General features: G+C 64.1%; 21 protein-coding genes. 16 read left to right on the top strand and 5 right to left on the bottom strand.

Annotated features, from left to right (window positions below; translation table 11 throughout):
• Nucleotides 1-261: 261 nt before the first annotated feature.
• The 8 genes from FOB47_RS17135 (at nt 262) to FOB47_RS17170 (ending at nt 8316) form a co-directional block, all read left to right on the top strand.
• Entirely contained in the window at nt 262-540 is a 279-nt protein-coding gene (locus tag FOB47_RS17135; protein WP_174781640.1) for a DUF1488 family protein, read from the top strand.
• 81 nt (nt 541-621) lie between these two features.
• The gene (locus FOB47_RS17140; RefSeq protein WP_174781641.1) at nt 622-1461 is read left to right on the top strand and encodes a universal stress protein; all 840 of its coding nucleotides are present in this window, start codon (nt 622-624) and stop codon (nt 1459-1461) included.
• A gap of 80 nt (nt 1462-1541) precedes the next feature.
• Complete coding sequence (locus FOB47_RS17145; RefSeq protein ID WP_174781642.1) at nt 1542-2066, top strand: carboxypeptidase regulatory-like domain-containing protein; 525 nt, start codon at nt 1542-1544, stop codon at nt 2064-2066.
• Nucleotides 2067-2194: 128 nt separating this feature from the next.
• Nucleotides 2195-2620, top strand: coding sequence for a universal stress protein (locus FOB47_RS17150; protein ID WP_244959479.1), 426 nt, complete (start codon nt 2195-2197; stop codon nt 2618-2620).
• Between the two features lie 217 nt (nt 2621-2837).
• On the top strand, nt 2838-3875 hold the full coding sequence (locus FOB47_RS17155; protein WP_174781644.1) for a zinc-dependent alcohol dehydrogenase family protein: 1038 nt from the start codon (nt 2838-2840) through the stop codon (nt 3873-3875).
• 22 nt (nt 3876-3897) lie between these two features.
• Nucleotides 3898-6624, top strand: a complete 2727-nt coding sequence (locus tag FOB47_RS17160) for a cation-translocating P-type ATPase (protein ID WP_174781645.1) — start codon at nt 3898-3900, stop codon at nt 6622-6624.
• Nucleotides 6621-7466, top strand: coding sequence for a universal stress protein (locus FOB47_RS17165; RefSeq protein WP_174781646.1), 846 nt, complete (start codon nt 6621-6623; stop codon nt 7464-7466). The genes FOB47_RS17160 and FOB47_RS17165 overlap by 4 nt, the downstream gene beginning before the upstream one ends.
• 19 nt (nt 7467-7485) lie before the next feature.
• Nucleotides 7486-8316: a universal stress protein gene (locus FOB47_RS17170; protein ID WP_174781647.1), complete on the top strand. Its 831-nt coding sequence runs from the start codon at nt 7486-7488 to the stop codon at nt 8314-8316.
• Nucleotides 8317-8354: 38 nt separating this feature from the next.
• Here the strand turns inward: FOB47_RS17170 and FOB47_RS17175 are convergent, their stop codons facing one another.
• The 3 genes from FOB47_RS17175 to FOB47_RS17185 all read right to left on the bottom strand — a co-directional run bounded on the left by FOB47_RS17175 (nt 8355) and on the right by FOB47_RS17185 (nt 12694).
• On the bottom strand, nt 8355-11078 hold the full coding sequence (locus tag FOB47_RS17175) for a bifunctional acetate--CoA ligase family protein/GNAT family N-acetyltransferase (RefSeq protein ID WP_174781648.1): 2724 nt from the start codon (nt 11076-11078) through the stop codon (nt 8355-8357).
• 45 nt (nt 11079-11123) lie between these two features.
• Nucleotides 11124-11579 carry a universal stress protein gene (locus FOB47_RS17180; RefSeq protein WP_174781649.1) on the bottom strand — a complete coding sequence of 152 codons (456 nt, stop codon included), beginning with the start codon at nt 11577-11579 and terminating at the stop codon, nt 11124-11126.
• A 101-nt stretch (nt 11580-11680) separates the two neighbouring features.
• Complete coding sequence (locus FOB47_RS17185; protein WP_390884885.1) at nt 11681-12694, bottom strand: zinc-dependent alcohol dehydrogenase family protein; 1014 nt, start codon at nt 12692-12694, stop codon at nt 11681-11683.
• Between the two features lie 320 nt (nt 12695-13014).
• Between FOB47_RS17185 and FOB47_RS17190 the strand changes: the two genes are divergently transcribed.
• From FOB47_RS17190 to FOB47_RS17200, 3 genes are all read left to right on the top strand, one after another.
• A complete protein-coding gene (locus FOB47_RS17190; RefSeq protein ID WP_174781650.1) occupies nt 13015-13854 on the top strand; it encodes a universal stress protein in 840 nt (279 codons plus the stop codon).
• Between the two features lie 73 nt (nt 13855-13927).
• Nucleotides 13928-15286 (top strand): MBL fold metallo-hydrolase RNA specificity domain-containing protein, encoded by a 1359-nt coding sequence (locus tag FOB47_RS17195; RefSeq protein ID WP_174781651.1) that lies wholly within the window; start codon nt 13928-13930, stop codon nt 15284-15286.
• A gap of 46 nt (nt 15287-15332) precedes the next feature.
• Nucleotides 15333-15863, top strand: coding sequence for a flavodoxin family protein (locus tag FOB47_RS17200; protein ID WP_174781652.1), 531 nt, complete (start codon nt 15333-15335; stop codon nt 15861-15863).
• Nucleotides 15864-15917: 54 nt separating this feature from the next.
• Here the strand turns inward: FOB47_RS17200 and FOB47_RS17205 are convergent, their stop codons facing one another.
• Together FOB47_RS17205 and FOB47_RS17210 are read right to left on the bottom strand one after the other, a co-directional pair.
• Entirely contained in the window at nt 15918-16523 is a 606-nt protein-coding gene (locus tag FOB47_RS17205) for a helix-turn-helix domain-containing protein (protein WP_232205216.1), read from the bottom strand.
• A 260-nt stretch (nt 16524-16783) separates the two neighbouring features.
• Nucleotides 16784-17230: a hypothetical protein gene (locus FOB47_RS17210; RefSeq protein ID WP_174781654.1), complete on the bottom strand. Its 447-nt coding sequence runs from the start codon at nt 17228-17230 to the stop codon at nt 16784-16786.
• Nucleotides 17231-17599: 369 nt separating this feature from the next.
• On the opposite strand from FOB47_RS17210, the gene FOB47_RS17215 reads away from it, so the two are divergent.
• From FOB47_RS17215 to FOB47_RS17235, 5 genes are all read left to right on the top strand, one after another.
• Nucleotides 17600-18859, top strand: a complete 1260-nt coding sequence (locus FOB47_RS17215) for a PAS domain-containing sensor histidine kinase (protein ID WP_244959451.1) — start codon at nt 17600-17602, stop codon at nt 18857-18859.
• Nucleotides 18856-19503: a response regulator gene (locus FOB47_RS17220; RefSeq protein ID WP_174781656.1), complete on the top strand. Its 648-nt coding sequence runs from the start codon at nt 18856-18858 to the stop codon at nt 19501-19503. The genes FOB47_RS17215 and FOB47_RS17220 overlap by 4 nt, the downstream gene beginning before the upstream one ends.
• Nucleotides 19504-20462: 959 nt before the next feature.
• Nucleotides 20463-20966, top strand: a complete 504-nt coding sequence (locus tag FOB47_RS17225; protein ID WP_174781657.1) for a universal stress protein — start codon at nt 20463-20465, stop codon at nt 20964-20966.
• A 226-nt stretch (nt 20967-21192) separates the two neighbouring features.
• Nucleotides 21193-21627: a YeeE/YedE family protein gene (locus tag FOB47_RS17230; RefSeq protein WP_174781658.1), complete on the top strand. Its 435-nt coding sequence runs from the start codon at nt 21193-21195 to the stop codon at nt 21625-21627.
• 9 nt (nt 21628-21636) lie between these two features.
• Nucleotides 21637-22059, top strand: coding sequence for a DUF6691 family protein (locus FOB47_RS17235; RefSeq protein ID WP_174781659.1), 423 nt, complete (start codon nt 21637-21639; stop codon nt 22057-22059).
• The last annotated feature ends 420 nt before the right edge of the window (nt 22060-22479 follow it).

Raw genomic sequence — 22479 nt, forward strand, 5'->3', positions numbered from 1 at the left:
TGGACAGGAGCGCAACGCCCGCGTTGCAGGCAGGTACGGCCTGCAGAAACCAGAACAAGGCACGGGCGTACGCATACCAACCATCGTCCCTAATTCCGCTGCGGTCGTGCATCCCGACGCGCGAGCCATTCTTGACGCGAATCAAAACGCATGAGACTGCGCGGCACTAAGCTGGAATGGCCAATGCGGACGCGGTAATTCTCCGCGGCTGCCATTCCGGCGTCCGCCCACCGTTTGCCGGTTCAGAAGCGAGCCTGGATCATGCGAAAGATCGATTTTGCCGAGGACGCACCGCAGTACTGGTCGGCTCAGCCCGGTCTGCAGTGTGCCGCCAGCGTGGACGGGGCGCTCTGCACCTATGCCGTCACGGCGGAAGCACTGGAGGAGCACTTTGCCGCAGGCTCTTACCGCAAGGAGGACCTGGTGTCGGCATTCGCCGACCACCGTGTTGAGATCGAGCGGGTTGCGCGAACCTTCTTCGAGATGACTGGAGCGCGGAACATCGTGCTTCACAGCGGCCATTTTCGCTTCGCTGCGTAGCCTCGCAGCTGCCGCTGCTTGATAGGGCGGGCAAATGACTTGGATGTTTCCGTGCGGGAGACACCGTGCAGGAGAAGGATCATGGAGTACGCGACAATCCTCGTACATCTGGATGGTGGGCGCCGCGTTTATCAACGGCTGCATCTCGCAACGCAGCTCGCCCGGGATTTCCAGGCGACGCTGATCGGACTACTTGCCATTGGCGAGGCAGGGCCTGATTCCAGACGCATTCTGCGTGGAAGCGACCACTACGTGACGGCTCACCAGGAATGGCAGCGAGCGGTGGCACAGCGCGCCCATCATGCCTTCCTTGGCGCAACGGACGAGGAGTTGATACCCACGCAGTGGAAGGCGCCCGGAGACGCCACGGCCGCCACCGTGCAGGCCGAGGCCCATCTAGCGGATCTCGTCATCCTCGGCCAGCGAGATCCATCTGACGACGCTGCCTGTGGCGAGCGATCCTTCATCGAATCAATCCTGCTGGAGTGCGGGAGACCGGTACTTGTCGTCCCGCATACTGGATGGTTTGCCGGCGCCGGAGCACGTGTGTTGGTGGCCTGGAACGGAACGCGCGAAGCTGTCCGGGCCACGAGCGAAGCAATGCCACTGCTGCGCCGTGCCGGTAGGATCGATGTGCTGACATTTGTCCGGCCCGGTGCCCAAGGGAACGCGGCGGCGTCGCCGGCGAAGTATGCCGTGGACTGGCTGGCAAGCCACGGTGTTTCCTCGCATTCTCAGTCCGTCGCGGTCGACAATGAGGACGACATCGGAGAACGGATGCTTTCGGAGGCGGCAAACAGGGAAGTCGATTTGATCGTCATGGGGGCGTTCGGCCACGGCCGCATACGTGAATCGCTGCTTGGTGGTGTGACGCAAACCATACTGACTTCGATGACCGTTCCGGTACTGATGTCCCACTGAGGGGCTGTCGCGGTTTCATCGTTTGAGCGGGTCGACGCGGCGTTGCGACGGCACCGTTCGCAACGATGACCGATTGCGATATGAGTACGCACATGCCTTTCCGGAAAACAAGAGTTCTGCTCGGTTCATTGCTGATCGCCGTCGCGTCGTTCGCTTGCGCCGCAGCTGTCCAGGTGCCGGTCGATACGCCGCCAGCCGTCCCGGCCGACGTCCTGTATTTGAGCGGTGGGAACAGTGAAGACAGCATGAAAGCCATGCTGACAATGGCAGACAGTTACAACGTCCGCCTGACCATGGTCGACGTTGCGCGTGGAGAACCGCTGAAGCATACCTCCGTCCTGGTGACCGGAGCCGACGGTCATCCGTTGCTGATGGTCGTTGCGACGGGGCCCATGTTCTATCTGAGGCTACCTGCCGGCGCCTATTGGCTGGCAATCGGTTACGACGGATGGGTCAAGGCGCGCGATATCGTCGTGGACACGGAGGCGCTCGACCTGACGTTTCGCCTTCCCGTGGACCCTTCATCAGGCAAAGCGCCGTTCTCCGAAACATCACCGCTCGATCGAAGTGACCGTCATGTGTTCATGCGCACTCTCATTCCTTGACGCGAATCAATTTGCTCCTGCTAGCACGATGTACGGTGAAGGCATACCGGGGCCCATCGGGACCGAGCGCTGAGGCGGCCCCCTGCTTGTGGCGCCAACCGAGGTCATGCTTGAAGCAGTGGAGAAGTATTGTCTTGCCGACCGACGGATCGGCCAACAGCGATGCGGCGGCGTGGTGCGCCGCGAACCCGAAGCTGTTCAAGCGGGACGAGATCCGTGTGCACGTCGTCCATTGTGTTCCGGACCTGTCGGGAGAGGTCAAGTCCTTTATCGGCAGGGCGCAAATCGATCGTTGGCATACCACCGAAAGCGCCAACGCTATGCAGTCCGTTGTCGACATCCTTCGGGAGGCAGGTGTCCGAACGGTGACGCAAGGGCTCGTCGGTTTTGCCCCCGAGCGGATCATCGCCTATGCGAAATCGGTTGGGGCCGAGGCAATCGTCATGGGGTCGCACGGGCGGGGCGCGTTCCTTGATGCCATTGTCGGCTCGGTCGCGGGCCGCGTCCTCGCACACGCGCCATGTCCCGTGGTCCTTGTCAAGCCTATTTCATGAGCAGAGTCCATGAACAAGACCGTTGCGACGCTGGTTCCCGATCGGTTTCAGCCGGATCGCTGCGCAGTGTTCCGGCTGCCGAACCATCGCCAAGACCTTTGACGTGGGACAGGTTCAGGTTCGAACCAGAGCCGCTATCGTAGCTTGCGCTGCGTCAATGTCCCGCTCCTGGTCCGCGTCTACTCTGGAAAGACGCCACCATCGCGAGGAGCAACAGATGAAAGCGCTGATTTACCAGGGGCCGGGTCGGCTGAGCCTGGAAGACAGGCCCCGTCCCACGGTGCAGTCCCCGACCGATGCGGTCGTACGCGTGACGGCGACCACAATCTGCGGTACGGATCTGCATATCCTCAAGGGAGACGTGCCAACGTGCGAGCCGGGCCGAATCCTGGGCCATGAAGGCGTTGGAGTGGTCGAGGAGGTCGGCACTGCCATCGCTACGCTCAAGCCCGGCGATCCTGTCTTGATCTCTTGCATTACCTCGTGCGGCAGGTGTTCATATTGCCGCCGCGGCATGTACTCACATTGCCAGAGCGGCGGATGGGTCCTCGGACATCGTATCGACGGTACCCAGGCCGAGTTCGTTCGCATACCGCACGCCGAAACAAGCCTGCATCGGATTCCTGGCGGCATGGACGAGGAAGCGCTGGTCATGCTGTCCGACATTCTGCCGACGGGCTTCGAATGCGGCGTGCTCAACGGCAAGGTGGAACCGGGCAGCACTGTCGCGATCGTCGGCGCGGGGCCGATTGGCCTGGCGGCGCTGTTGACGGCGCAGTTCTACTCGCCGTCCCAATGCATCGTCATCGATCCGGATGCCAACCGGCTGGAGGTGGCCCGCGCGTTCGGCGCCACGGCATGTATCCGGAACAGCGAGGCCGACCCGGTCGAGGAAGTCAGGCGGCTGACCGATGGCCTGGGCGCCGACTGCGTTATCGAAGCCGTGGGTATTCCGGCGACCTTTGAACTGTGCGAGGAGCTCGTGGCGCCGGGCGGGACGATCGCCAACGTCGGCGTTCATGGGGTCAAGGCGGATCTGCACCTGGAGCGTCTTTGGGACCGGAACATCACGATCACGACGCGCCTGGTGGACACGGTGAGCACACCGATGCTGCTCAAGGCGGTAGGAGCAGGCAAGCTCGATCCAGCCCGATTGATCACCCATCGGTTTCGTCTTGACCAGATGCTCGCTGCTTACGATACGTTCGGCAAGGCAGCCAGTACCAAGGCGCTCAAGATGATCATCCGGCCCTGATCGATGCCGGAGGGCGCGACATATGACCACGCCGCTTGCCAGGCGGGAGCCACTACCCACCCCTGTGGACGTCGGCCTGACAGAGCAGCAGGCACGCGACGCGCTTGAGCGATACGGGCCGAACGCCCTGCCGCAACCGGCGCTGCCGACGGTGGCGGCAGTCTTTGTCAGGCAGTTCCGCAGCCCGCTGATCTATGTGTTGCTGATCGCCGCGCTGGTATCGCTGGCGTTGGGCGATCTGCGGGATGCGGTCTTCATCGGACTGGTGCTGTTGATCAACGGCGCCGTCGGCACGGCCCAGGAATACTCGGCAGACCGGGCTGCCCATGCCTTGCGTGATCTGCAGCAGCCAAAGGCGCTCGTCGTCCGTGATGGCAAGCAGCGGGAAATCGATGCGCTCGCCGTGGTGCCGGGCGACCTGGTGCTGCTGCAGCCGGGCAACCGGGCACCCGCGGACTTGCGGCTGCTCGAGGCGGATGACCTGCGGTGCGACGAATCACTGCTGACAGGCGAATCGCGTCCGGTGGCAAAGTCGGCCCACACCGACCAGGCCGCCGGCGAGCGTCCGGCCAACATGGTGTTTGCCGCCAGCATGGTGACGCGCGGGCGAGGGCGGGGCGTCGTGACGGCCACCGGCGCATCGACTGAACTCGGCAAGATCGCCGGGCATGTGCTCGGTGGCGAAGGCCACGTGGCTCCCCTGATCACCAGGCTCGATCGCTTCTCTCGCATCATCGGGCTGGTCGTCGCGGTGGCCCTGGCAGTCCTCATTGTGGTCGGATGGGCGAGAGGGACGCAGTGGCATGAGATGTTCATGATGTCGGTCGGTCTTGCCGTCAGCGCCATCCCGGAGGGGCTGCCCGTGGCCATTTCGGTGGCACTGGCCGTGGCAATGCGGAAGATGGCGCGGGTTAATGTCATCGTGCGCCGGATGCCGGCCATCGAGGCGCTCGGATCGTGCACGCTGATCGCCACGGACAAGACCGGTACCCTGACATTGAATCAACTGACTGTGACCGACCTGACCCTGGCGTCAGGCGCGCACTACCGTTGCGATACGGGGGCCGACCCGCACGCCTGTTCGATTCGCGCCGTCCATTCTGTGCCAACGTCAGCCGACAGCACACAGGCCGATCTGAAACGGCTGCTGTACGCAGCGGTCATGCCCAATGAAGGCGAATTATTGCTCGATGGTGGCGCTTGGCGCGGGACCGGCGACACCGTCGATGTTGCCTTGCTATTGCTGGCCGAGAAAGCGCGCGTTGCACGAGACGCCCTGCATGCGGCGTCGCCGTTGCTGCAGCGGATTCCCTACGAGCCTGACCTGCGCTATGCCGCGTCGTTTCACCATGGAGCGGACGGCGTCCATGTTTACGTCAAGGGCGCACCCGAAACGCTGATCGAGATGGCGGACAGCATGGACCAGGGGGGCGACGCGGTGCCGATCGATCGCGCCTTGTTGATGCGGCAGAAGGACGAGATGGCGTCACGCGGCTTGCGGGTGCTGGCATTCGCTAGCGGCACCATAGAGCGGGACACGTCGGGTCAGTATGGCCATGGTCACCTGGTCGACCTGACCTTCCTCGGCATGGCCGGAATGCAGGATCCAGTGCGGGCGGAGGTGCCGGCGGCGATCGCAGATTGCATCCGCGCCGGTATCGGCGTCGTGATGATTACCGGAGACGACCCTCGCACCGCAGCGGCGATTGCAAGCGAAGCCGGGCTGATGTTCACCGACGACCAGATCTGCACAGGAACCGAGGTGAGCGCGGCCGAAGTAGCCGGTGAATCGGCGCTCGACCGGCTGACCGAACGCGCCGTGGTTTACGCGCGCGTCGAACCTCAGCAGAAGCTCGCCATCGTCCTGTCGCTCGCGCGCCAACGCAACGTGGTCGCGGTGACGGGCGACGGCATCAACGACGCGCCGGCATTGCGGCAGGCCCATGTGGGCGTCGCCATGGGCCGCGGCGGCACCGACGTGGCACGAGAGAGTGCCGACGTCGTGCTGACCGATGACAACTTCGCCTCCATCGTCAACGGCATCCGCGAGGGCAGGGTGGCCTACGCCAACATCCGCAAGGTCATCTTCATGCTGTGCTCGACCGGCGCGGCGGAGCTTCTGCTGTTTGCGCTCGCCATCCCGCTGGGCCTGCCGATGCCGTTGCTGGCGGTGCAACTGCTCTGGCTCAATCTGGTGACGAACGGCATTCAGGACGTGGCGCTGGCCGCGGAGCGTGCCGAAGGCGACGAGCTCCGCTATCCGCCGCGCTCGCCTGGCGAGCCGATCTTCGATCGCGTAATGATCCGGCGCGTTGTGCATTCGGCCATTTGGATGGGGCTCGGGGGCTTTGTGGTCTTCTACGTGGCGCTGCGGCGCGGCGAGAGCGTCGAATCGGCACGCAATCTGCTGTTGCTGCTGTTTGTGCTGTTCGAGAACGTGCAGGTGTTGCTCAGCCGATCGGAGCATCATTCGATCTTCCGGCAATCGCTGCAAGGCAATCCACTGCTGGTGGCCAGCGTGCTGCTGACGCAGGGGCTGCATATCGCCGCCATGTGGCTGCCCGGCGTCAGCGACACGCTGCATATCGCACCAGTGTCGCCAGCGAGCTGGGCGCTGCTGTTGGCCATTGCGGCCACGCTGCTGATCGTCATGGAGCTGGAAAAGTGGTGGGACAAGCGGCCCGACGGCGCGCCGCGCGCCCAGGTTCGCTACGCGGGCGAGCGTCGCCAGCGGGGAGGCACACCATGAACGTTTCACATGACTTCGCCAGCGTCATGGTGCATCTGGACGCGGGGAGCCGTTCGTTGTACAGGCTAGAGCTCGGTGCCGGTCTCGCACTGCAGCTCGATGTGCCGCTGACATGTCTGTATTCGACGTTCCAACCGGATCCGGCATGGCTGCGCAGGACGGACGACGGCGATCGCTACCTCGGCGAGATTGAGCAATGGCACCAGCGGACTCGCGAGCAGATGCGACGGCAATGGGCTGCGTTGATGCCGGAACTGCCGCGCGGCACGCGGTGGCTGGCGAGCGAAGCCGATCCGCTGGACTTTTGTGTTCGAACGTCACGGCAGGCAGGCCTGCTTCTACTTGGCCGGCGTGACGAAGTCGATCAGCATGCCTTTGTCGCGCCAGGATTTGTCGAAACGATGGTGATGGCCAGCGGCCGGCCCGTACTGCTGATTCCACCACAGGGGCGATGCTCGCTGCATGCGCCTCACGCGGTCATTGCGTGGGACGGAAGCCGGGAGGCGAGCAGGGCGCTGCATGACGCCATGCCGCTGCTCGCCGGCGGATCGGCGACGATTTTCCATGCCGCCAAGCCGGGCGACGCAACGCGCGGCGGCGGCGGCCTGCATCATGCCATCGCCGTTCTCGCCGAACACGGCGTATACCGCGATGTGAGGGTGGAGACGGTGCGAAGCGACAGCGACGTAACTCGACGCCTGCTGGAGGCGGTCGCCGATACGGGAGCCAGTCTGTTGGTAATGGGCGCTTACGGGCATGGCACGGTACGCCAATTCGTGCTCGGCGGCGTCACCAGGATGGTGCTGGCGCGTGCCGTGGTGCCGGTACTGATGTCACATTGAGTTACGCTCGGAGACCATCATGGAATTTCAAACGATCCTGGTCGAACTGGACGACGATGCTGCTTGCGCTGATCGGATCCGGGTGGCCGGGGATCTGGCGCGGCGTTATTCGTCGCACGTGCTGGGCCTGACCCCGACCGGTTTTCGCCTGGAGCCGTTCCGCTCGGTCGGCGAAGAGGCCCGCCGCTATGCCGAGGCTGCGCAGCAGACTCTGCGCCGACGCGCGCAACTCGCGTCGGAACAGTTCACCCGTGTGCTGACGGAGGCGGCGCCAGGCGTCCCCCACTCGCACCGCTTGGTTGAGGAAGAAGCCGGGTGGGCGCTGGCGACCACGGGACGGGCGGCGGACATCGTCGTCGTGCGCCAGCCCCTGTGGCCGCCTTCGACGCCGCCATTGGCCTCCGAACCGGTTGAGTATGCGCTGCTGAATGCCGGGCGGCCGTTGCTCGTCGTGCCGGAAGGGGTGCGATCGTGCCCGGCCATCCACGTGATGATTGCCTGGGATGGCGGGCGAGAGGCCGCGCGGGCGGTCGCCGACGCCATGCCGTTCCTCAGGCGCGCCGACCGTGTCACGGCGGTCGCGATGACGACGCCGGAGCGGCAGGAGGAAGGCGCCCCGCTGGAGGACTTGCTGGCCTACCTGCGCCGCCACGGCGTGGACGCAAGCGGCATCAACGAACCAGATACGCCGCAGCCGGGTCCCGCCTTGCTGGCGGTGGCGACGGCGCTGGGCGCGGATCTGATCGTCGCCGGCGGCTATGGCCATTCGCGCATGCGCGAACTGATGATGGGCGGGGCGACTCGCAGTCTGATCCGGGCCTCCCGTGTGCTGGTGCTGCTGTCGCATTGAGCGGCGGGCGGCGCGACGGCCGGCACGCCGCCGCATCGTCAGTCCAGATCCAGCCGCAGGTGCCAACCGTTTGCCGCGGGAGCGGCACGCGCGACGGTGAAACCGCACGCGGTGGCCAGGGCCACCATGGCGGCGTTGTCGGGCAACGTCGTGCCGACCAGGCGGGCAAGCCCCCGCGTCCGGGCATAGGCGATGGCCATTTTCAGCAGCAAGGTGCCCAGCCCACGATGCTGCAGGTCCGAGCGCACGGCGATGGCAAATTCCGCGCTCGAACCATCCGGATCGGCCGCTAATCTAGCTTCGCCAATGATCTGTCCTTCGTCGACAGCCGGCTTGCCCGCGCTGTTGCCGCGCCCGTGGGCAGCATCGGGCGACAGTACCGCGACGAATGTCATGTCGCGCGCATAGTCCAATTGGGTCCAGCGCAGGAAGTGAGTGGGATCGGCAGGGCGATGGACGGCGCAGAAGAATCGCCGATGCGCATCGATCTCGCTCAGCGCATCGACGAAGGCGGCATAGCGCACGGCGTCGTCGGGTCGAATCGGGCGCAGCAACAACGTGTGACCGTTCCAGTCGATCGTCTGCACCAGTTCGGTGGGGTAGGGCAGGATGGATAGCCGATCGGTCGGTCGCCCGCTGGCAGGGCGTATGCCGACGCGGGCATCCAGCGCCAGCACGCCGCTCTCGTCGGCGATCAGAGGATTGATATCGAGTTCCGTCACCTCTGGCAGCTCGCACGCCATGCGCGCGATACGGATCAGCACGCGCAAGATGCCGCGGCGATCCGCGGCGGGCACCGCGGCGTAGGCGCCGAGCACGCGCGCTACTCTGGTGCTGTCAACCATCTGGCTGGCCAGCGCCTCGTTCAGAGGCGGCAGACCGATCGAGCGGTCGCCGATGCGCTCCACCGCGGTGCCGCCCTGGCCGAACAGCACCACGGGGCCGAAAACCGGATCGGTGGCAATGCCGACGATCAATTCTCGTGCACCCGGGCGGCCGGCCATACGCTGGACCGTGAATCCGTCGAGGCGCGCGCCGGGATGGATGGCACCGATGTGCTCGAGCATCCGTGTCGCAACGGCGCGCACTTGCTGCGACGACGCCAGATCCAGTGCCACGCCGCCGACCGAGGATTTGTGAGTGAGGTCTGGGGAGCGTATCTTCAGCGCGACCGGGAAGCCGATGCGCGACGCCACCTCGGCGGCGTCGACGGGGTCGCGCGCGATCTCGGTTTCGACCACCGGTATGCCATAGGCCTTCAGCAGGCGCTTGGATCGCGCCTCGTCCAGCATCGTGGTCCCTTCGCGCAAGGCGGCCTCGATCACGGCCCGCGCGGTGTTGCTGTCGACGCATTCCGTGTCGTCCGCCTCGGCGGCGCTCGGCACATGCAGCAGCATGCGTTGATTGCGCTGGAACTCGACCAGCTGCAGAAAGCCGCGAATCGCCTGCTCCGGCATGGCGTAAGCCGGGATGCCGGCTCGCTGGCAGAGCAGCCGCGCGTCGCGCGCATCGTCGCCACCGAGCCAGCACGCTAGCAAGGGGTGCGTCGCGCCGGCCGCGCCGTCGATGATGGTTTGCGCCACGGCCCGAGTGAGCACCAGTGCGGTCGGTGCATGGATCGTGAGCACGGCGTCGACGTCGCTGGCATGCGAGACCACGGCCAGTGCATTCGCATACCGGCCAGCGTCGGCGTCGCCAACGATGTCGACGGGGTTGCCGCGTGACCATCCCGCCGGCAGGCAACGGTCCAGCGCCGCAATGGTGTCGACACCGAAAGTCGCCAGGGTGCCACCGCTCAGCACCAGGGCATCGGTCGCCAGCACGCCTGCGCCACCACCGTTGGTGATGATACAGAGCCGCTCGCCCGCCAGCGGACGCCCCCGAGCCAGCGTCTCGACGGCGTCGAACAGCTGCTCGGTGGAGGTGACGCGCAGCAAGCCTGCGCGCCGGATGACGGCATCCCACACATCGTCTGCGCCGGCCAACGCGCCGGTATGCGAGGCGGCGGCACGCGCCCCGTCGGGCACGCGCCCTGCCTTGACGATCACCACCGGCTTGCTTCTTGCTGCGGCGCGGGCCGCGCTGAGAAACTTGCGGCCGTCCCGAACGGCCTCCACATAGAGAAGGATGGCGCGCGTGGAGGCATCCGTCGCCAAATAGTCCAGCACGTCGGCGACGTCGATATCCGCGCTGTCGCCGAGCGAGACAAAGTGCGAAAAGCCAATGTCGCGCGAGCGGGACCAATCCAGCACCGCGGTGGCAAGCGCGCCGGATTGGGTGGCAAAGGCAAGCGGCCCACTCTTGAGCGGGCCGGTGGCGAAGCTGGCGTGCCGGCCGATCCGCGGCACCATCAGGCCGACGCAATTCGGCCCCAGCACGCGCAGCAGGTAAGGCCGGCTGGCGTCGAGGATGGCTTGCCGCCATGCAGCCCGCTGACCGCCCTCCGCGGGTGGGCCCGCCGTTACCACCACCACCGCGCGTGTGCCCTTCCGGCCTAATTCCTCGACCAGCTTCGGTACGGACTCTGCCGGCGTGCAAATGACGCTCAGTTCCGGCGCCTGTGGCAGCGCAGCGACGTTGCGGTAGCAGGGCCGTCCTGCCAGTGTGTCGTACTTGGGATTGACCGGATACACGGGCCCGGCGAATCCACTCTCCATCAGGTTGGCGAGGATCGCGGCGCCGATGCTGCCGGGCCGGCGCGATGCCCCGATCACGGCGATCGACTCGGGCCGGAACAGATGCTCCAGATTGCGCGTGCTCATTGCCGCGGGCGCCGGGGCAGGTGGGCAGAGTCGGGCCGCATCTTCTCAATCCTCCTTCTCGCTGCGGATCAGAAGGACCGGCTTGTTGGACTGCCGAATCACGCCTTCCGCGACGCTGCCCATCACCAGTCGACGCACGCCGCGCCGCCCATGGGTGCCCAACACGATCAGGTCGGCGTTCCTCGCATCGGCTTCAGCGACGATGGTATCCGCGATCTTGCCGGGCGACACCGGCCGCTCGATCAGCTTCAGCTGGTGTTCGATGCCGGCTTGCGACAGACGTTGCCCGGCCTCGTTCAGCGCATGTTGCCCGTTGGCGAGGATTGCCTTCATCAGCATGTCGGGGTTGTAGTAGCCCGCATCGAAGTAGACGTCGACATTCTCGGCAATGAACAGGGCCTCGACTTCGGCTCCGCACGCTTTTGCCAGCGTGATGGCCTGGGTCAGGGCGAGGTCGGACGAACTGCTGCCGTCCACCGCCAGGACGATCTTCCTGTACATGATTGCACTCCTCCGTAGTTGGGCTGGCGCCCGGGATCCCGATGTATCGAGCTTAGCCATTTGATCGCGAACGCCGTTGACCTTAATCAACTTTGCGTCGATCAAGGTCCGATCCTGAGGACCGCCGCGCCGGCAAGGCGGCCAGCGCGCAGGTCCGACAGCGCCCGATTGGCATCGGTCAGCGCATACGGCGTGACTTGCATGTGCAGGGACACTTCGTCGGCAATGCGCATCATCGCGTGCCCGTCCGCGCGGGTCAGATTCGCCACCGAAACCAGGCGACGCTCCTGCCAGAGCAGGCTGTAGGGAAAACCAGGGATGTCCGACATATGGATCCCACCGCAGACGACCGTTCCCCCTTTGCGTACGGCGGCGAGCGCCAACGGCACCAGCGCCCCGACCGGAGCGAAGATCAGCGCGGCATCGAGCGCCACCGGCGCCACCTCATTGCTGCCGCCAGTCCACAAGGCGCCGCTTGCCTGTGCCAGCGCCTGGGCAGCGGTGTCGCCCGGACGCGTGAAGGCATAGATCTCCGCGCCTCGCGCGAGCGCAATCTGGGCCACCAGATGCGCGGCTGCGCCGAAGCCATAGATGCCGATTCTGCGCGCAGGGCCAGCCATATTGAGGGTGCGTAGCCCGATCAGGCCCGCGCACAAAAGCGGGGCGGCCTGCAGATCGTCGTAAGCCTGCGGAATCGGAAAGCAGTACGCGGCATCGGCGACGGCGTAGTGGGCGTAGCCGCCATCGCGGAGATAGCCCGTGAACTGCGGGGCGTCACACAGATTCTCCTGGTTGTTGAGGCAGTAGTCGCAGTGCATGCAGGTGCGCCCGAGCCAAGGAACGCCGATCCTGTCTCCGGGTCGGAGACTGGTCACACCTGGGCCACAGATGTCTACGCGGCCGACGATCTCATGGCCAGGAATCAAAGCGGGCTTCGGCAGCGGCAGCTCGCCATCGACGATATGCAGATCGGTCCGGCAGACGCCGCAGGCCGATATCGCGACCCGGACCTCGCCAGGACCTGGCTCGGGAATGGGTACTTCGCGCAGCTCGAGCTCGGGCGAATGGCCATCGAAGACCATGGCATGCATAGTGGTGCGAGTCGCGGTGTTCATGGCTGGTGGACTATGGATCTTGGCCATTGGGACCCGGCGCATAAGCGAGCGCAGAGGGGACGAATTGTTGCATCGCCATGGCTCCAAGTGGGATTGCTTCGCGTCGGCGTCGGCGTCCGCTTTTGGCAAGGCATCGCGGTGCCGGTACCCGCACTGTCGACTGTACGTGGCGCGGCAGAAATTTCCTTGACGTCCATCAATGAAACGATCGACGTGCCATTGCAGCAAATGCGAGAAGACGCCGTGACGCCTTGATGTGCATCAATACGGACGAGGATCCTTTCCATACAGTGAAGGCATGTAACGTCAGGAGAATCGCCATGCCTTACAGCAACATCATGGTCCACCTGGACGCCGGCCGGCGTGCGATGCATCGACTGGAGCTGGCCGCAGGCCTTGCCAGGGATCACGGTGCCAGGCTGATCGGTCTGTATGCAGGCTTCATGCCGGATCCGGCCTGGTTCTATTTGATGGAGGGCGCCGGAATCGTGCTGGAAGCCGACCGCAGGCGCAGGCAGGAAATCAGAGAGGTGGTGCGGCGCCAGTTCGAGGCGTGCATGCACGCTTTTGGACTGGAGCGTGCGCAATGGCGGGTCGTGGAAGGGGTGCTGCCGTCTGCAGTAGTGCGCGAAACGCGCGAGGCCGACTTGATTGTCGCAGGTCAGTACGATTCGGAGGACCCGGGCAGCTATGTAGCACCGCAGTTCGTCGAGTCGCTCGTACTGGAGTCTGGGCGCCCCGTGCTTGTCGTTCCTTACGCGGGGACGTTCGAGACGGTCGGGCGCAGAGCGGTGCTGGCATGGAACGGCAGCGGGCAATCGGCCCGTGCCCTGCACGACGCCGTGCCATTGCTGGCCGGGGGTGCCGTGACGGTGATCAGTGTCGAGGAAGAACTCAGACCACCGCACGTGGACGCCAGCCCGGTCGAACAGGCCCTGACAGCGCTGGGCGACCATGGCATTCAGGCGCGCGCCGAGTCTGCCCTTTGTGACGACGATATGGCGGTGGCGGAATTCCTGCTGTCGCGAACGGCGGACTGCGGAGCCGACATGATCGTGATGGGCGCATATGGGCGCGGCAGACTGCGCGAGATGGTGCTCGGTGGCGTCACGCGGACCATGCTCGCGGCGATGACCGTACCGGTGCTGATGTCCCACTGACCGGCAATGAGCATCTGCACGCAGATCGATTTCGACCCGCTTCTCAGAGGGGCGGGCACAGAGGATTCAGGACATGCGTTTGCAATTCTTGGGAGCGACGGATACGGTCACCGGGTCGCGATTCGTACTCGATACAGGACGGTCGCGCGTGATGGTCGATTGCGGATTGTTTCAAGGCTACAAGGCGCTGCGTCTGCGTAACTGGGACCGGTTGCCGGTGGAGCCGTCGAGCCTCGACGCCGTTGTACTGACGCACGCGCATCTGGACCACAGCGGCTACGTGCCGCTACTGGTCAAGAACGGCTTTCGGGGGCGCGTCTACTGCACCGCTGGGACGGCGCAATTGTGCGGCATCCTGTGGCCGGACAGTGCACATCTGGCCGAGGAGGACGCCGCTTATGCAAATCGCAAGCACTTCTCGCGGCACCAACCGGCGTTGCCGTTGTATCAGACGGCCGATGTCGCGCGGGCGCTTCGCCGGCTCGAATTGGTCTCCTTTCATCAACGGCGCCGCGTGACCGATGACATCGATGTCGAGTTTTCACGCGCCGGCCATATCATCGGCTCGGCTGTCGTCACGCTCCATGTCAACGGTCGTCAAATCGTGTTCTCGGGGGACCTTGGCAGACAGCAGGATCTGGTGATGCGACCGCCTGAACCGATCGAACATGCCGATGTCCTCCTCGTCGAATCGACGTACGGGAACAGGGCACATCCCTCGGACGATCCTCGCGACACATTCGGAGCGGCTGTCACGCGGACGGTCGAACGTGGCGGCACGGTTATAGTCCCCGCGTTCGCGGTCGGACGCACGCAGACGATATTGTATTGCCTGAAGTGGCTGCGTGATCAGGGCCGATTGCCATTCGTGCCGGTGTACCTGAATAGCCCGCTGGCCATCAATGCGACCAAGATATTCGCATTGCATCCCGAGGATCTCCGGCTGGACAGAGATCAGATCGCTTCCGCCTGCGAGCTGCCGATCCTCGTAAAGAGCACCGATGAGTCGATCGCGCTGAACAAGAGTCGGGCGCCGAAGATCATCATCGCGGGCAGCGGCATGGCGACCGGCGGGCGCGTGGTGCACCATATCGAGCACTTCGGAGGCGACGCGCGCAATTCGATCCTGTTGTGTGGCTTTCAAGCTGCCGGCACAAGAGGCGCTACTTTGGCCGAAGGCGCACGCTCGCTGCGGATTCACGGCCGCGACGTGGCAATTGAAGCCGAAGTCATCGAGATCGAGAATCTGTCCGCGCACGCCGACGCAGAAGAGTTGCTGGGATGGCTGGGAACATTCGCCGCGCCACCGCGAAACACGTTTATTGTCCATGGCGAACCGCCGGCTGCAGATGCCTTGCGTCAGCAAATCGAGCGGCGGTTGCGATGGCACGTGACGATGCCGGAGTATCGGGAATCGTATGACCTGGGATAGCACGCATCGCGCAGCGAAGCGCGGCCATCATTGAAGGAGAGCAGCCATGGAAGAAGTCCTGATTGTCTACTACTCCCGTACTGGCACTACCCGCCAGGCGGCCCAACAGCTCGCTGCAATGACCGGGTGGCCACTTGCCGAGGTGGTCGACGAGTCGGGCCGTGCCGGCTGGGTCGGCGACCTGAGGTGCATGCTTGATGTCCTGCTGCGGCGGCGTCCGGCCTACGGCTATCGGGGGCCGGGCTTTGCCGGCACTGAACATCTCGTCGTCATGGCTCCGGTTTGGCTTGGCCGGCTTGCTGCGCCGATGCGAGCCTTCCTGTGCGACCGTGGGACGCTGGCCAATGGCGTATCGGCTGTTATCGTGATGGCCTCGCGCGGCGGCCTGAGTGCCGGCGAGGAGATTGGGCGCATAGTCGGACGCGCTCCGCGTCCCATGTTGACCTTACGGCAGCGCGACGTGCAGAGCGGAGCGGCAGCCGGGGCGCTGGAAGGCTTCGTGGCCGACTGGAACACCGAGCAGCGAGGTCAGGGCGCGCCTAACCGGCCAGCATGGCTTTCGCCGCGCGAAGCATGATCGACCGAAGTAGCGACGTGCCGCCGTAGTGCCGCACAAAGTTCTACAGGCAATCTACAGGCGATCAAGGCGGTCCTTGTCAGTCAGTGTCACCTGCTTTCCCTTGACGGAGATCAGGCGGTCTTGCTGCAAGCGCGAGAATGTCCGGCTCACCGTTTCGAGCGTCATGCCAAGATAGCTGCCGATCTCCGCCCGCGTCATGCGCAGCCGCAGGTCGGTACCGGAGTACCCATGGGATTGCATACGCGAAGCAAAGTTGAGCAGGAACGAGGCTAGCCGCTGCTCCGCGCTCATGTCCGCCAGCATTACCATCATGCCGGATTCCCGCACGATTTCCGCGCTGAAGAGCCGATGAACATATTGTTGCAGGGACCTGACTTCCCGACACAATGCCTCCAGGGCATGGAAAGGAATGACGCACACCGTGCTGTCTTCCAGCGCGACGGCGTCGGACGGATGATGGTTGGTACAGATTCCGTCCAGGCCAATGGTCTCTCCCGCATGATGAAACCCCGTGACGTGATCACGGCCGTTCCATTGCATCACGACTGTCTTGAAAGATCCGGACCGGACGGCATAGACGTTCTGGAAGGCGTCTCCGGCCCGAAAGAGGTATTCGCCCCGGCGGACGCTTCGCCAGGTCTGCACGACGGTGGTCAACCTCGGTAGCGAATGATCGTCGACGCATGAGGCGACACAAGCGTGGTGCCTTTGAGGACAGTGCGTGCACTGGGCCATCGCGCGTTCGCCGGCCAGTGCGGTAGCCATCGACCCTGAAGGGCGGTCATCACGTATGGGCAATTCCGGATGCCGAGGGATGTCGGTCGTCGATTCCCTCGTTGCTATCGCTTTGAACACGTGAATCTCCTTGGTTGGATAGCCTCAATCTCGATCTACTTGCTTCGGTGTCGCAGCGGACGCTACGCAATGGGCGGTGTCGCTATCAAAGGTGTTTGACGCACCTCGTCATCCGAGCGGCTCGCTTTTCCCAGCCGTTGCAGGCAATTCATCAACTCCGCGAACTGCAGCGTCATGTCCAAGCAGTAATCTGCGCCGGCCTCCAAGTACCGTTGCCGGCTCTGCCATGCACAGCCATGCGCCAGTAACAGTACGATGGCCGTCCGTGCTGCTTCACGGAGGCTCTGCAGCCGATGCAAGGCATCGCGGTGGCCCGCGCCAATGTCCAGGACAACGATGTCCGGCCGCACCGCTTCGACGGCCGCGATCGTCCGGGACGAATAGCGGCCGACGCCGATGCAAGCGACGTTGGGGATACGCCGGAACAACCTAAGCAGGCGTGCTGCGACCCATTGGCCTTCATGGACCAGGTAGATGGTCAGCGGACGTGGAAACGGGGCCGTGTTCATGAGCTTCAGTATGGAAGGCCCCTTAAGCGGTAGAAAGCAGGGTTCGCTGAGATTGACGTCAGCACGACGTCCGGACTTGTCAGGGAATGCTGACAGGGGACTTCCGCCATTCCGGTGGACGAGGTCGCCTCTCCGGGCCTGTGTTTGTGCCCTGTTCGGCGCGATTGGACTAAGATTCCCGAAGCGACGCCTTCAGGCGGTGTGGCCGCCAGAAGACGGCAGTGGCCAGTCGGTTGCCACGATCGGGAGCCCGGCTAGACGACAACAGATGGGGCAGATATGCGCGGCGAACAGTCTTCCGATGCTTCCCCTCCACCCAGCCAGCATTCGATCGCACGGCATGCAGATCGCTCGGAGTGGGTAGGCGGGGTGGCAGTCGCCCTGACCGTTGCCGCGGCATTCTTGCTTGTGCTTGCCGCCAACGGCTCACGAATCATCATGCCGCTTGTTCCCGTCTTTGGTTTGTTGGCAGGGGCAGTGTTGGCGGTTTACTGGGTGCGACTTCGCCGATTGCGGGACATATCCACCGCAAATCTGGCGCGCATCCGGGAGAGCGAAGAGCGGCTCGCCGGCATCATTCGATCGTCGATGGAAGCCATTATTACCGTCGACAGCGATCAGCGTATTGTCCTGTTCAACCCGATGGCCGAATCGCTGTTTCGTTGCAACGCGGGCAATGCCATCGGCCGTCCCCTTGGCGATTTCATTCCGCCGCGGTACCGCGATGCACATGAGGAACACGTCCGTCGTTTCGGTATCACTGGCGTTTCCGAACGACAGATGGGGCGACAACGTGCCCTCTATGCGCTGCGCAGCGATGGCACCGAATTTCCCATCGAGGCTTCGATCTCGCAGACGGTCGACCGCGCCGGCAAGTTGTACACGGTGATGCTGCGCGATATCACCGAGCGTGTCAGAGCCGAACAGGCTTTGCGTCAGTCTCGGGAGGAATTGCAGCAGCTGTCCGACAGTGTGCTGACCGCGCGTGAAGAGGAGAAGCGGCGCATTGCACGCGAGCTGCACGATGACCTCGGCCAGAGATTGAGCGCATTGAAGATGGACCTGGCTATGCTGGGCGCCGATCTGGAGGAGGGCGGTGCCCCGCAGGCGGCATTGAGGCAGGTCGGCGCCATGCATCAAGTCATCGACGAGACGGTGGCTTCGGTACGGCGGATCGCCTCAGACTTGCGCCCAGCGCTGCTCGACGAGCTCGGTCCGGCAGCGGCGCTGAATTGGCTGGGTAAGAACACGGCCGAACGCTACGGTATTTCGGTCAGCGTGACCGCCAGTGAGGATATCGATCTCGCCGAGCAGGCAGCGGTCGCCGTCTTTCGCATTGTCCAGGAGGCACTGAACAACGTGGTACGGCATTCGCGCGCATCGGATGTGGAGATCCGCTTTGAACTCGTCGACGGGCAATACGAGCTGGTGGTGCAGGACAACGGTATCGGCTGGGACGGCCGCACGGCGCCATCTGCCGAAGGAAGATCGATGGGGCTCGTGGGGGTGCGCGAGCGCGCGCGCCTGCTAGGCGGCGCTGCAACAATGGAGTATCGACCGGGCGACGGCTTCCGACTGGCTGTTCGTTTCCCGCAGTCGGACGTGATCCCGAGCGGGGGGAAACAATGATCAAGGTCTTCATCGCGGACGACCATGCCGTCGTACGAGACGGCGTCCGACACATTCTTGAACGGGCCGGTGGTTTCGAGGTCGTGGCGGAAGCCGAAGATGGGACGCAGGTGTGCAGCCAGCTGCGGCAACACCGCAGTGATGTGATCGTGCTCGATCTGTCCATGCCAGGGCGCAGTGGGCTGGAGCTGATCAAGCAGATTCGGACGGAGTTTCCTGGGCTGCGGATACTGGTGCTGACGATGCATGCCGAGGAAGAGTACGTGCGCAGGGCTTTCCGAGCCGGCGCGTCTGGCTATCTCACCAAGGAAAGCGCCGCCACGGAATTGGTCGCCGCAACCGGCAAGGTCGCATCCGGTGGCACCTACGTCAGCCAGGCGATCGGGGAAAAGCTTGCCACCGGGCTTCAGGGCGGGACGGAGCAATTGCCCCATCTCTCTCTATCGGATCGCGAGATGGAGGTGTTCCGAAGACTGGTTCTGGGAGAAACGGTCTCGGCGATCGCCGCCGGCCTGTGTGTCAGTGCGAAGACGATCAGCACGTACAAGATGCGTCTGATGGAGAAGCTCGGCTTGCCAAACGAGGCGGCGTTGGTTCGGTATGCAATTCGACATGGCTTGTTTTGCGACGATGCCACGCTGTGAAGCCTGTGCGGCAACGAGGGCCCATTACCCGGCGGTTACCGAGACGACGGCGCTTGGCGTGGGATAGTAGTCTCAAGCCAGTCGGTGCAGAGTGAGACAGCTTGGGACAGTTCAGCCGGCTGGTCAAAGGTTCCCCACAGGGTTCGCACCAGCGACGACCGGCTGCACTGACAGTCAGCCGACCCGTCGCCACGGTTTGGCGCGGTGGTGTCCGAGCTGTTGCCTCCGACAATAGCCAACGCAGGAATAGGGCAGGCATCCTGATTCGCGCTCCTGGCCAGGTCTCGCGGACCGCGCAGGGTCACCAAGGCGCAGAACGTAGCATGACCGGCCACCGCCATCGTCGCCTCTGACGCCAACTCGCCTGCTGCTACACATACCAGAGGTATCGGACCGCACGGCGCCTCGGACTCAAGCCATTCCGCGACGCGGGCGACGCGGTGCACGAGATCCGTATGTCTGTGGAAAGTGTCGGCCGAGTGCCGGTGACGACGAGGCGCAATGTCGATCAAGGCAGTTGCGTAGCCCAGTTTCCACAGCTTGCGGCAGAAGTAGTTTGCCGATGCGATGCGCGATGAGGCTTTGCCTGCGTACAGCATCACGACGAGCGCTCTCGGCAGGGAAGGGCGGTCAATGACGATTCGCAAACGCTCCCCTGCCGCCTGGAGCGTTTCCACTCGGCACATATCCTCATGGTCGTACACGCGACGGTTCGATGGTCCAGTGCTGCCACGGGTTCGAAGTCGCTGCGGTACAAGGGTTGTCTGCATGGATGTCTCCTTGGGGTCGTGTGGCTGCCACGGACACAGGCGGCCGGCTCCGGCAGCATTGGCGCTGCCAGGTCCGGTCAGACAATAGCGGCAGGAGAAGCCAGGGAGCTTGATGCAAATCAATAGCTGGACGGTGCGCGCTCATATGCTTGTCTCACGCGCAATTGCAAGCGGCGGAGGGGCATGATCATGTACAAACGAATTCTGGTAGCGGTGGATGGCAGCGAATTGTCCCGATTGGCAGTAATGCAGGCAGCCCGTCTTGCGCAGAGCTGCGGCGCGATAGTCCAGGCCTTGTATGTTGTGGACAGTACCGATATCTACTACGGCATAGGCCCATACGACCCGGGCGGCGTCACCGAGGCGTTGCTTACTTACGGGGAAGCGGTTCTGCAGGACGCCGCGGCGTCGCTGGCGGGAGCCGGTGTAGAGCATTGTACGAAGCTGCGAAAAACCTCGGTGGCGCCCGGAAGGGTGGCGGCGACGATCGAGCTCGAGGCGCAAGAGTGGAATGCGGACCTGATTGTCATGGGCACGCATGGTCGAAGGGGGATGCAGCGATTGCTGATGGGCAGCGTGGCGCAGGGTGTGGTCCATCGCTCGACGCGTCCGGTCCTGCTGGTTCGCCATCCGGCTCAGCGTGCTGACAAATCGGAGCCGGCCACGGTATCAACTTCGAACGACGCACACTAGGGGCGTACGCCGGAATGGCTCTGATGGCCAAGAGGAATGAGAGGGCCCGACCGGGTCTTCACCGGATGCGGTCGGGTTATGCCCTTGGAGCGGAGGCATCCGCGCCGCCAGCCCCAGCTGTCCCTCGCTTCCCGGCACTCGGCTGAATAATTGAGCCGCTGCTCACGAGCCCCGCTGTGTCGGAGCCCGATCCAGTTTCCGCTGTACTGTCCTAAGGAATAGCCCCATGACGATCGACTGGAGTGCCTTCACTCCATTGGCTCCGCTGGCGGGCGGCATAATTATCGGCATCGCCGCCTCCATGTTCGCTCTGCTAAATGGCCGGATCGCCGGCATCAGCGGCGTGCTTGGCGGACTGCTCACGCCGGTGCGCGGCGATGTCGCCTGGCGCGTGGCATTCATTGCAGGACTCATGGGCGCTCCACTCATGTACGGAGTATTCGCGCAGCTGCCGATCCCGCGAATCGACGCCGGCTTCGGCACACTGACCGTGGCAGGACTGCTCGTGGGGGTCGGCGCGCGTTACGGGGCGGGATGCACGAGCGGGCACGGCGTGTGCGGCATCTCGCGCCTCTCGGCGCGCTCGCTGGTGGCCACTCTCACCTTCATGGCGTCCGGATTCGTCACCGTCTTCGTCGCCCGCCATCTGCTTGACGCTTGAGAGGAAACGATGCCTGGGTTCTTTGCACTTCTGGCTGGCGTTGTTTTCGGCATCGGCCTGATTATTTCGGGTATGGCGAATCCAGCCAAGGTCCTGGCATTCCTGGACCTGGCCGGTAACTGGGACCCATCGCTTGCTTTTGTCATGGCCGGTGCCATCCTGGTCGGCATTGTCGCCTTCGCCGTGGCTCGCCGGCGCAGCGCCACGCTGCTCGGACTGCCAATGCGAATGCCGACGGCCACCGTCGTCGACCGACGTCTCGTGGGAGGCAGCCTCCTGTTTGGCATCGGCTGGGGCCTCGCAGGTTTCTGCCCGGGACCTGCCCTGGTCACCTTGGGCATGCGCGACTACAAGGCGGTGGTATTCGTGGTCGCCATGCTCGTCGGAATGGGGCTATTCGAGCTTTTGGAGCGGGGAAGGAGGCGTAGCTGAATGCGTGCCGGCAATACATAGCCTCTCACGGAGATTCGGCGGTTTCGGTGATATCGGTGTAAATCCATCGGCGCGTTCGCGTCTCGTCCGGCAAGAAGGGGCTTGCTCTGCGATAGCTGAGTGTCGGATATGCGGGGACGGATGGTTCCGCATGTCCGACTGTCACACTGCCCAAGGCGCTTGGTAACGTGGTCGTAGCGTTTTCCGATTTGAGGGACGCGTCTGTGTCGACGACTTCGGCTTACGACGGACAGGCGGAAAGGACTGTGCCAGGCTGACCTTACCCGCGCATCCCTTGAGCTCCGGAATCTTCGCGACGGGATCCAACGCCGCCTGCCCATGGCCCAGATGACCGCCATGGGCTTGGCATGGGCCAGCAAGGATGCTGCGCGGCGTCTACGGTATCCACTCTTGCGCACT

It is taken from the genome of Cupriavidus gilardii, assembly GCF_013347325.1.
Taxonomy (GTDB): Bacteria; Pseudomonadota; Gammaproteobacteria; order Burkholderiales; family Burkholderiaceae; genus Cupriavidus; species Cupriavidus gilardii.

Bases quoted from the DNA above. Each gene is read 5' to 3' on its own strand.
- FOB47_RS17170 (WP_174781647.1), top strand. From the start codon at position 7,486: ATGGAATTTCAAACGATCCTGGTCGAACTGGACGACGATGCTGCTTGC.
- FOB47_RS17160 (WP_174781645.1), top strand. From the start codon at position 3,898: ATGACCACGCCGCTTGCCAGGCGGGAGCCACTACCCACCCCTGTGGAC.
- FOB47_RS17180 (WP_174781649.1), bottom strand. From the start codon at position 11,579: ATGTACAGGAAGATCGTCCTGGCGGTGGACGGCAGCAGTTCGTCCGAC.
- FOB47_RS17185 (WP_390884885.1), bottom strand. From the start codon at position 12,694: ATGAACACCGCGACTCGCACCACTATGCATGCCATGGTCTTCGATGGC.
- FOB47_RS17140 (WP_174781641.1), top strand. From the start codon at position 622: ATGGAGTACGCGACAATCCTCGTACATCTGGATGGTGGGCGCCGCGTT.
- FOB47_RS17165 (WP_174781646.1), top strand. From the start codon at position 6,621: ATGAACGTTTCACATGACTTCGCCAGCGTCATGGTGCATCTGGACGCG.
- FOB47_RS17230 (WP_174781658.1), top strand. From the start codon at position 21,193: ATGACGATCGACTGGAGTGCCTTCACTCCATTGGCTCCGCTGGCGGGC.
- FOB47_RS17175 (WP_174781648.1), bottom strand. From the start codon at position 11,078: ATGAGCACGCGCAATCTGGAGCATCTGTTCCGGCCCGAGTCGATCGCC.
- FOB47_RS17195 (WP_174781651.1), top strand. From the start codon at position 13,928: ATGCGTTTGCAATTCTTGGGAGCGACGGATACGGTCACCGGGTCGCGA.
- FOB47_RS17235 (WP_174781659.1), top strand. From the start codon at position 21,637: ATGCCTGGGTTCTTTGCACTTCTGGCTGGCGTTGTTTTCGGCATCGGC.
- FOB47_RS17225 (WP_174781657.1), top strand. From the start codon at position 20,463: ATGTACAAACGAATTCTGGTAGCGGTGGATGGCAGCGAATTGTCCCGA.
- FOB47_RS17190 (WP_174781650.1), top strand. From the start codon at position 13,015: ATGCCTTACAGCAACATCATGGTCCACCTGGACGCCGGCCGGCGTGCG.
- FOB47_RS17135 (WP_174781640.1), top strand. From the start codon at position 262: ATGCGAAAGATCGATTTTGCCGAGGACGCACCGCAGTACTGGTCGGCT.
- FOB47_RS17200 (WP_174781652.1), top strand. From the start codon at position 15,333: ATGGAAGAAGTCCTGATTGTCTACTACTCCCGTACTGGCACTACCCGC.
- FOB47_RS17145 (WP_174781642.1), top strand. From the start codon at position 1,542: ATGAGTACGCACATGCCTTTCCGGAAAACAAGAGTTCTGCTCGGTTCA.
- FOB47_RS17155 (WP_174781644.1), top strand. From the start codon at position 2,838: ATGAAAGCGCTGATTTACCAGGGGCCGGGTCGGCTGAGCCTGGAAGAC.
- FOB47_RS17220 (WP_174781656.1), top strand. From the start codon at position 18,856: ATGATCAAGGTCTTCATCGCGGACGACCATGCCGTCGTACGAGACGGC.
- FOB47_RS17210 (WP_174781654.1), bottom strand. From the start codon at position 17,230: ATGAACACGGCCCCGTTTCCACGTCCGCTGACCATCTACCTGGTCCAT.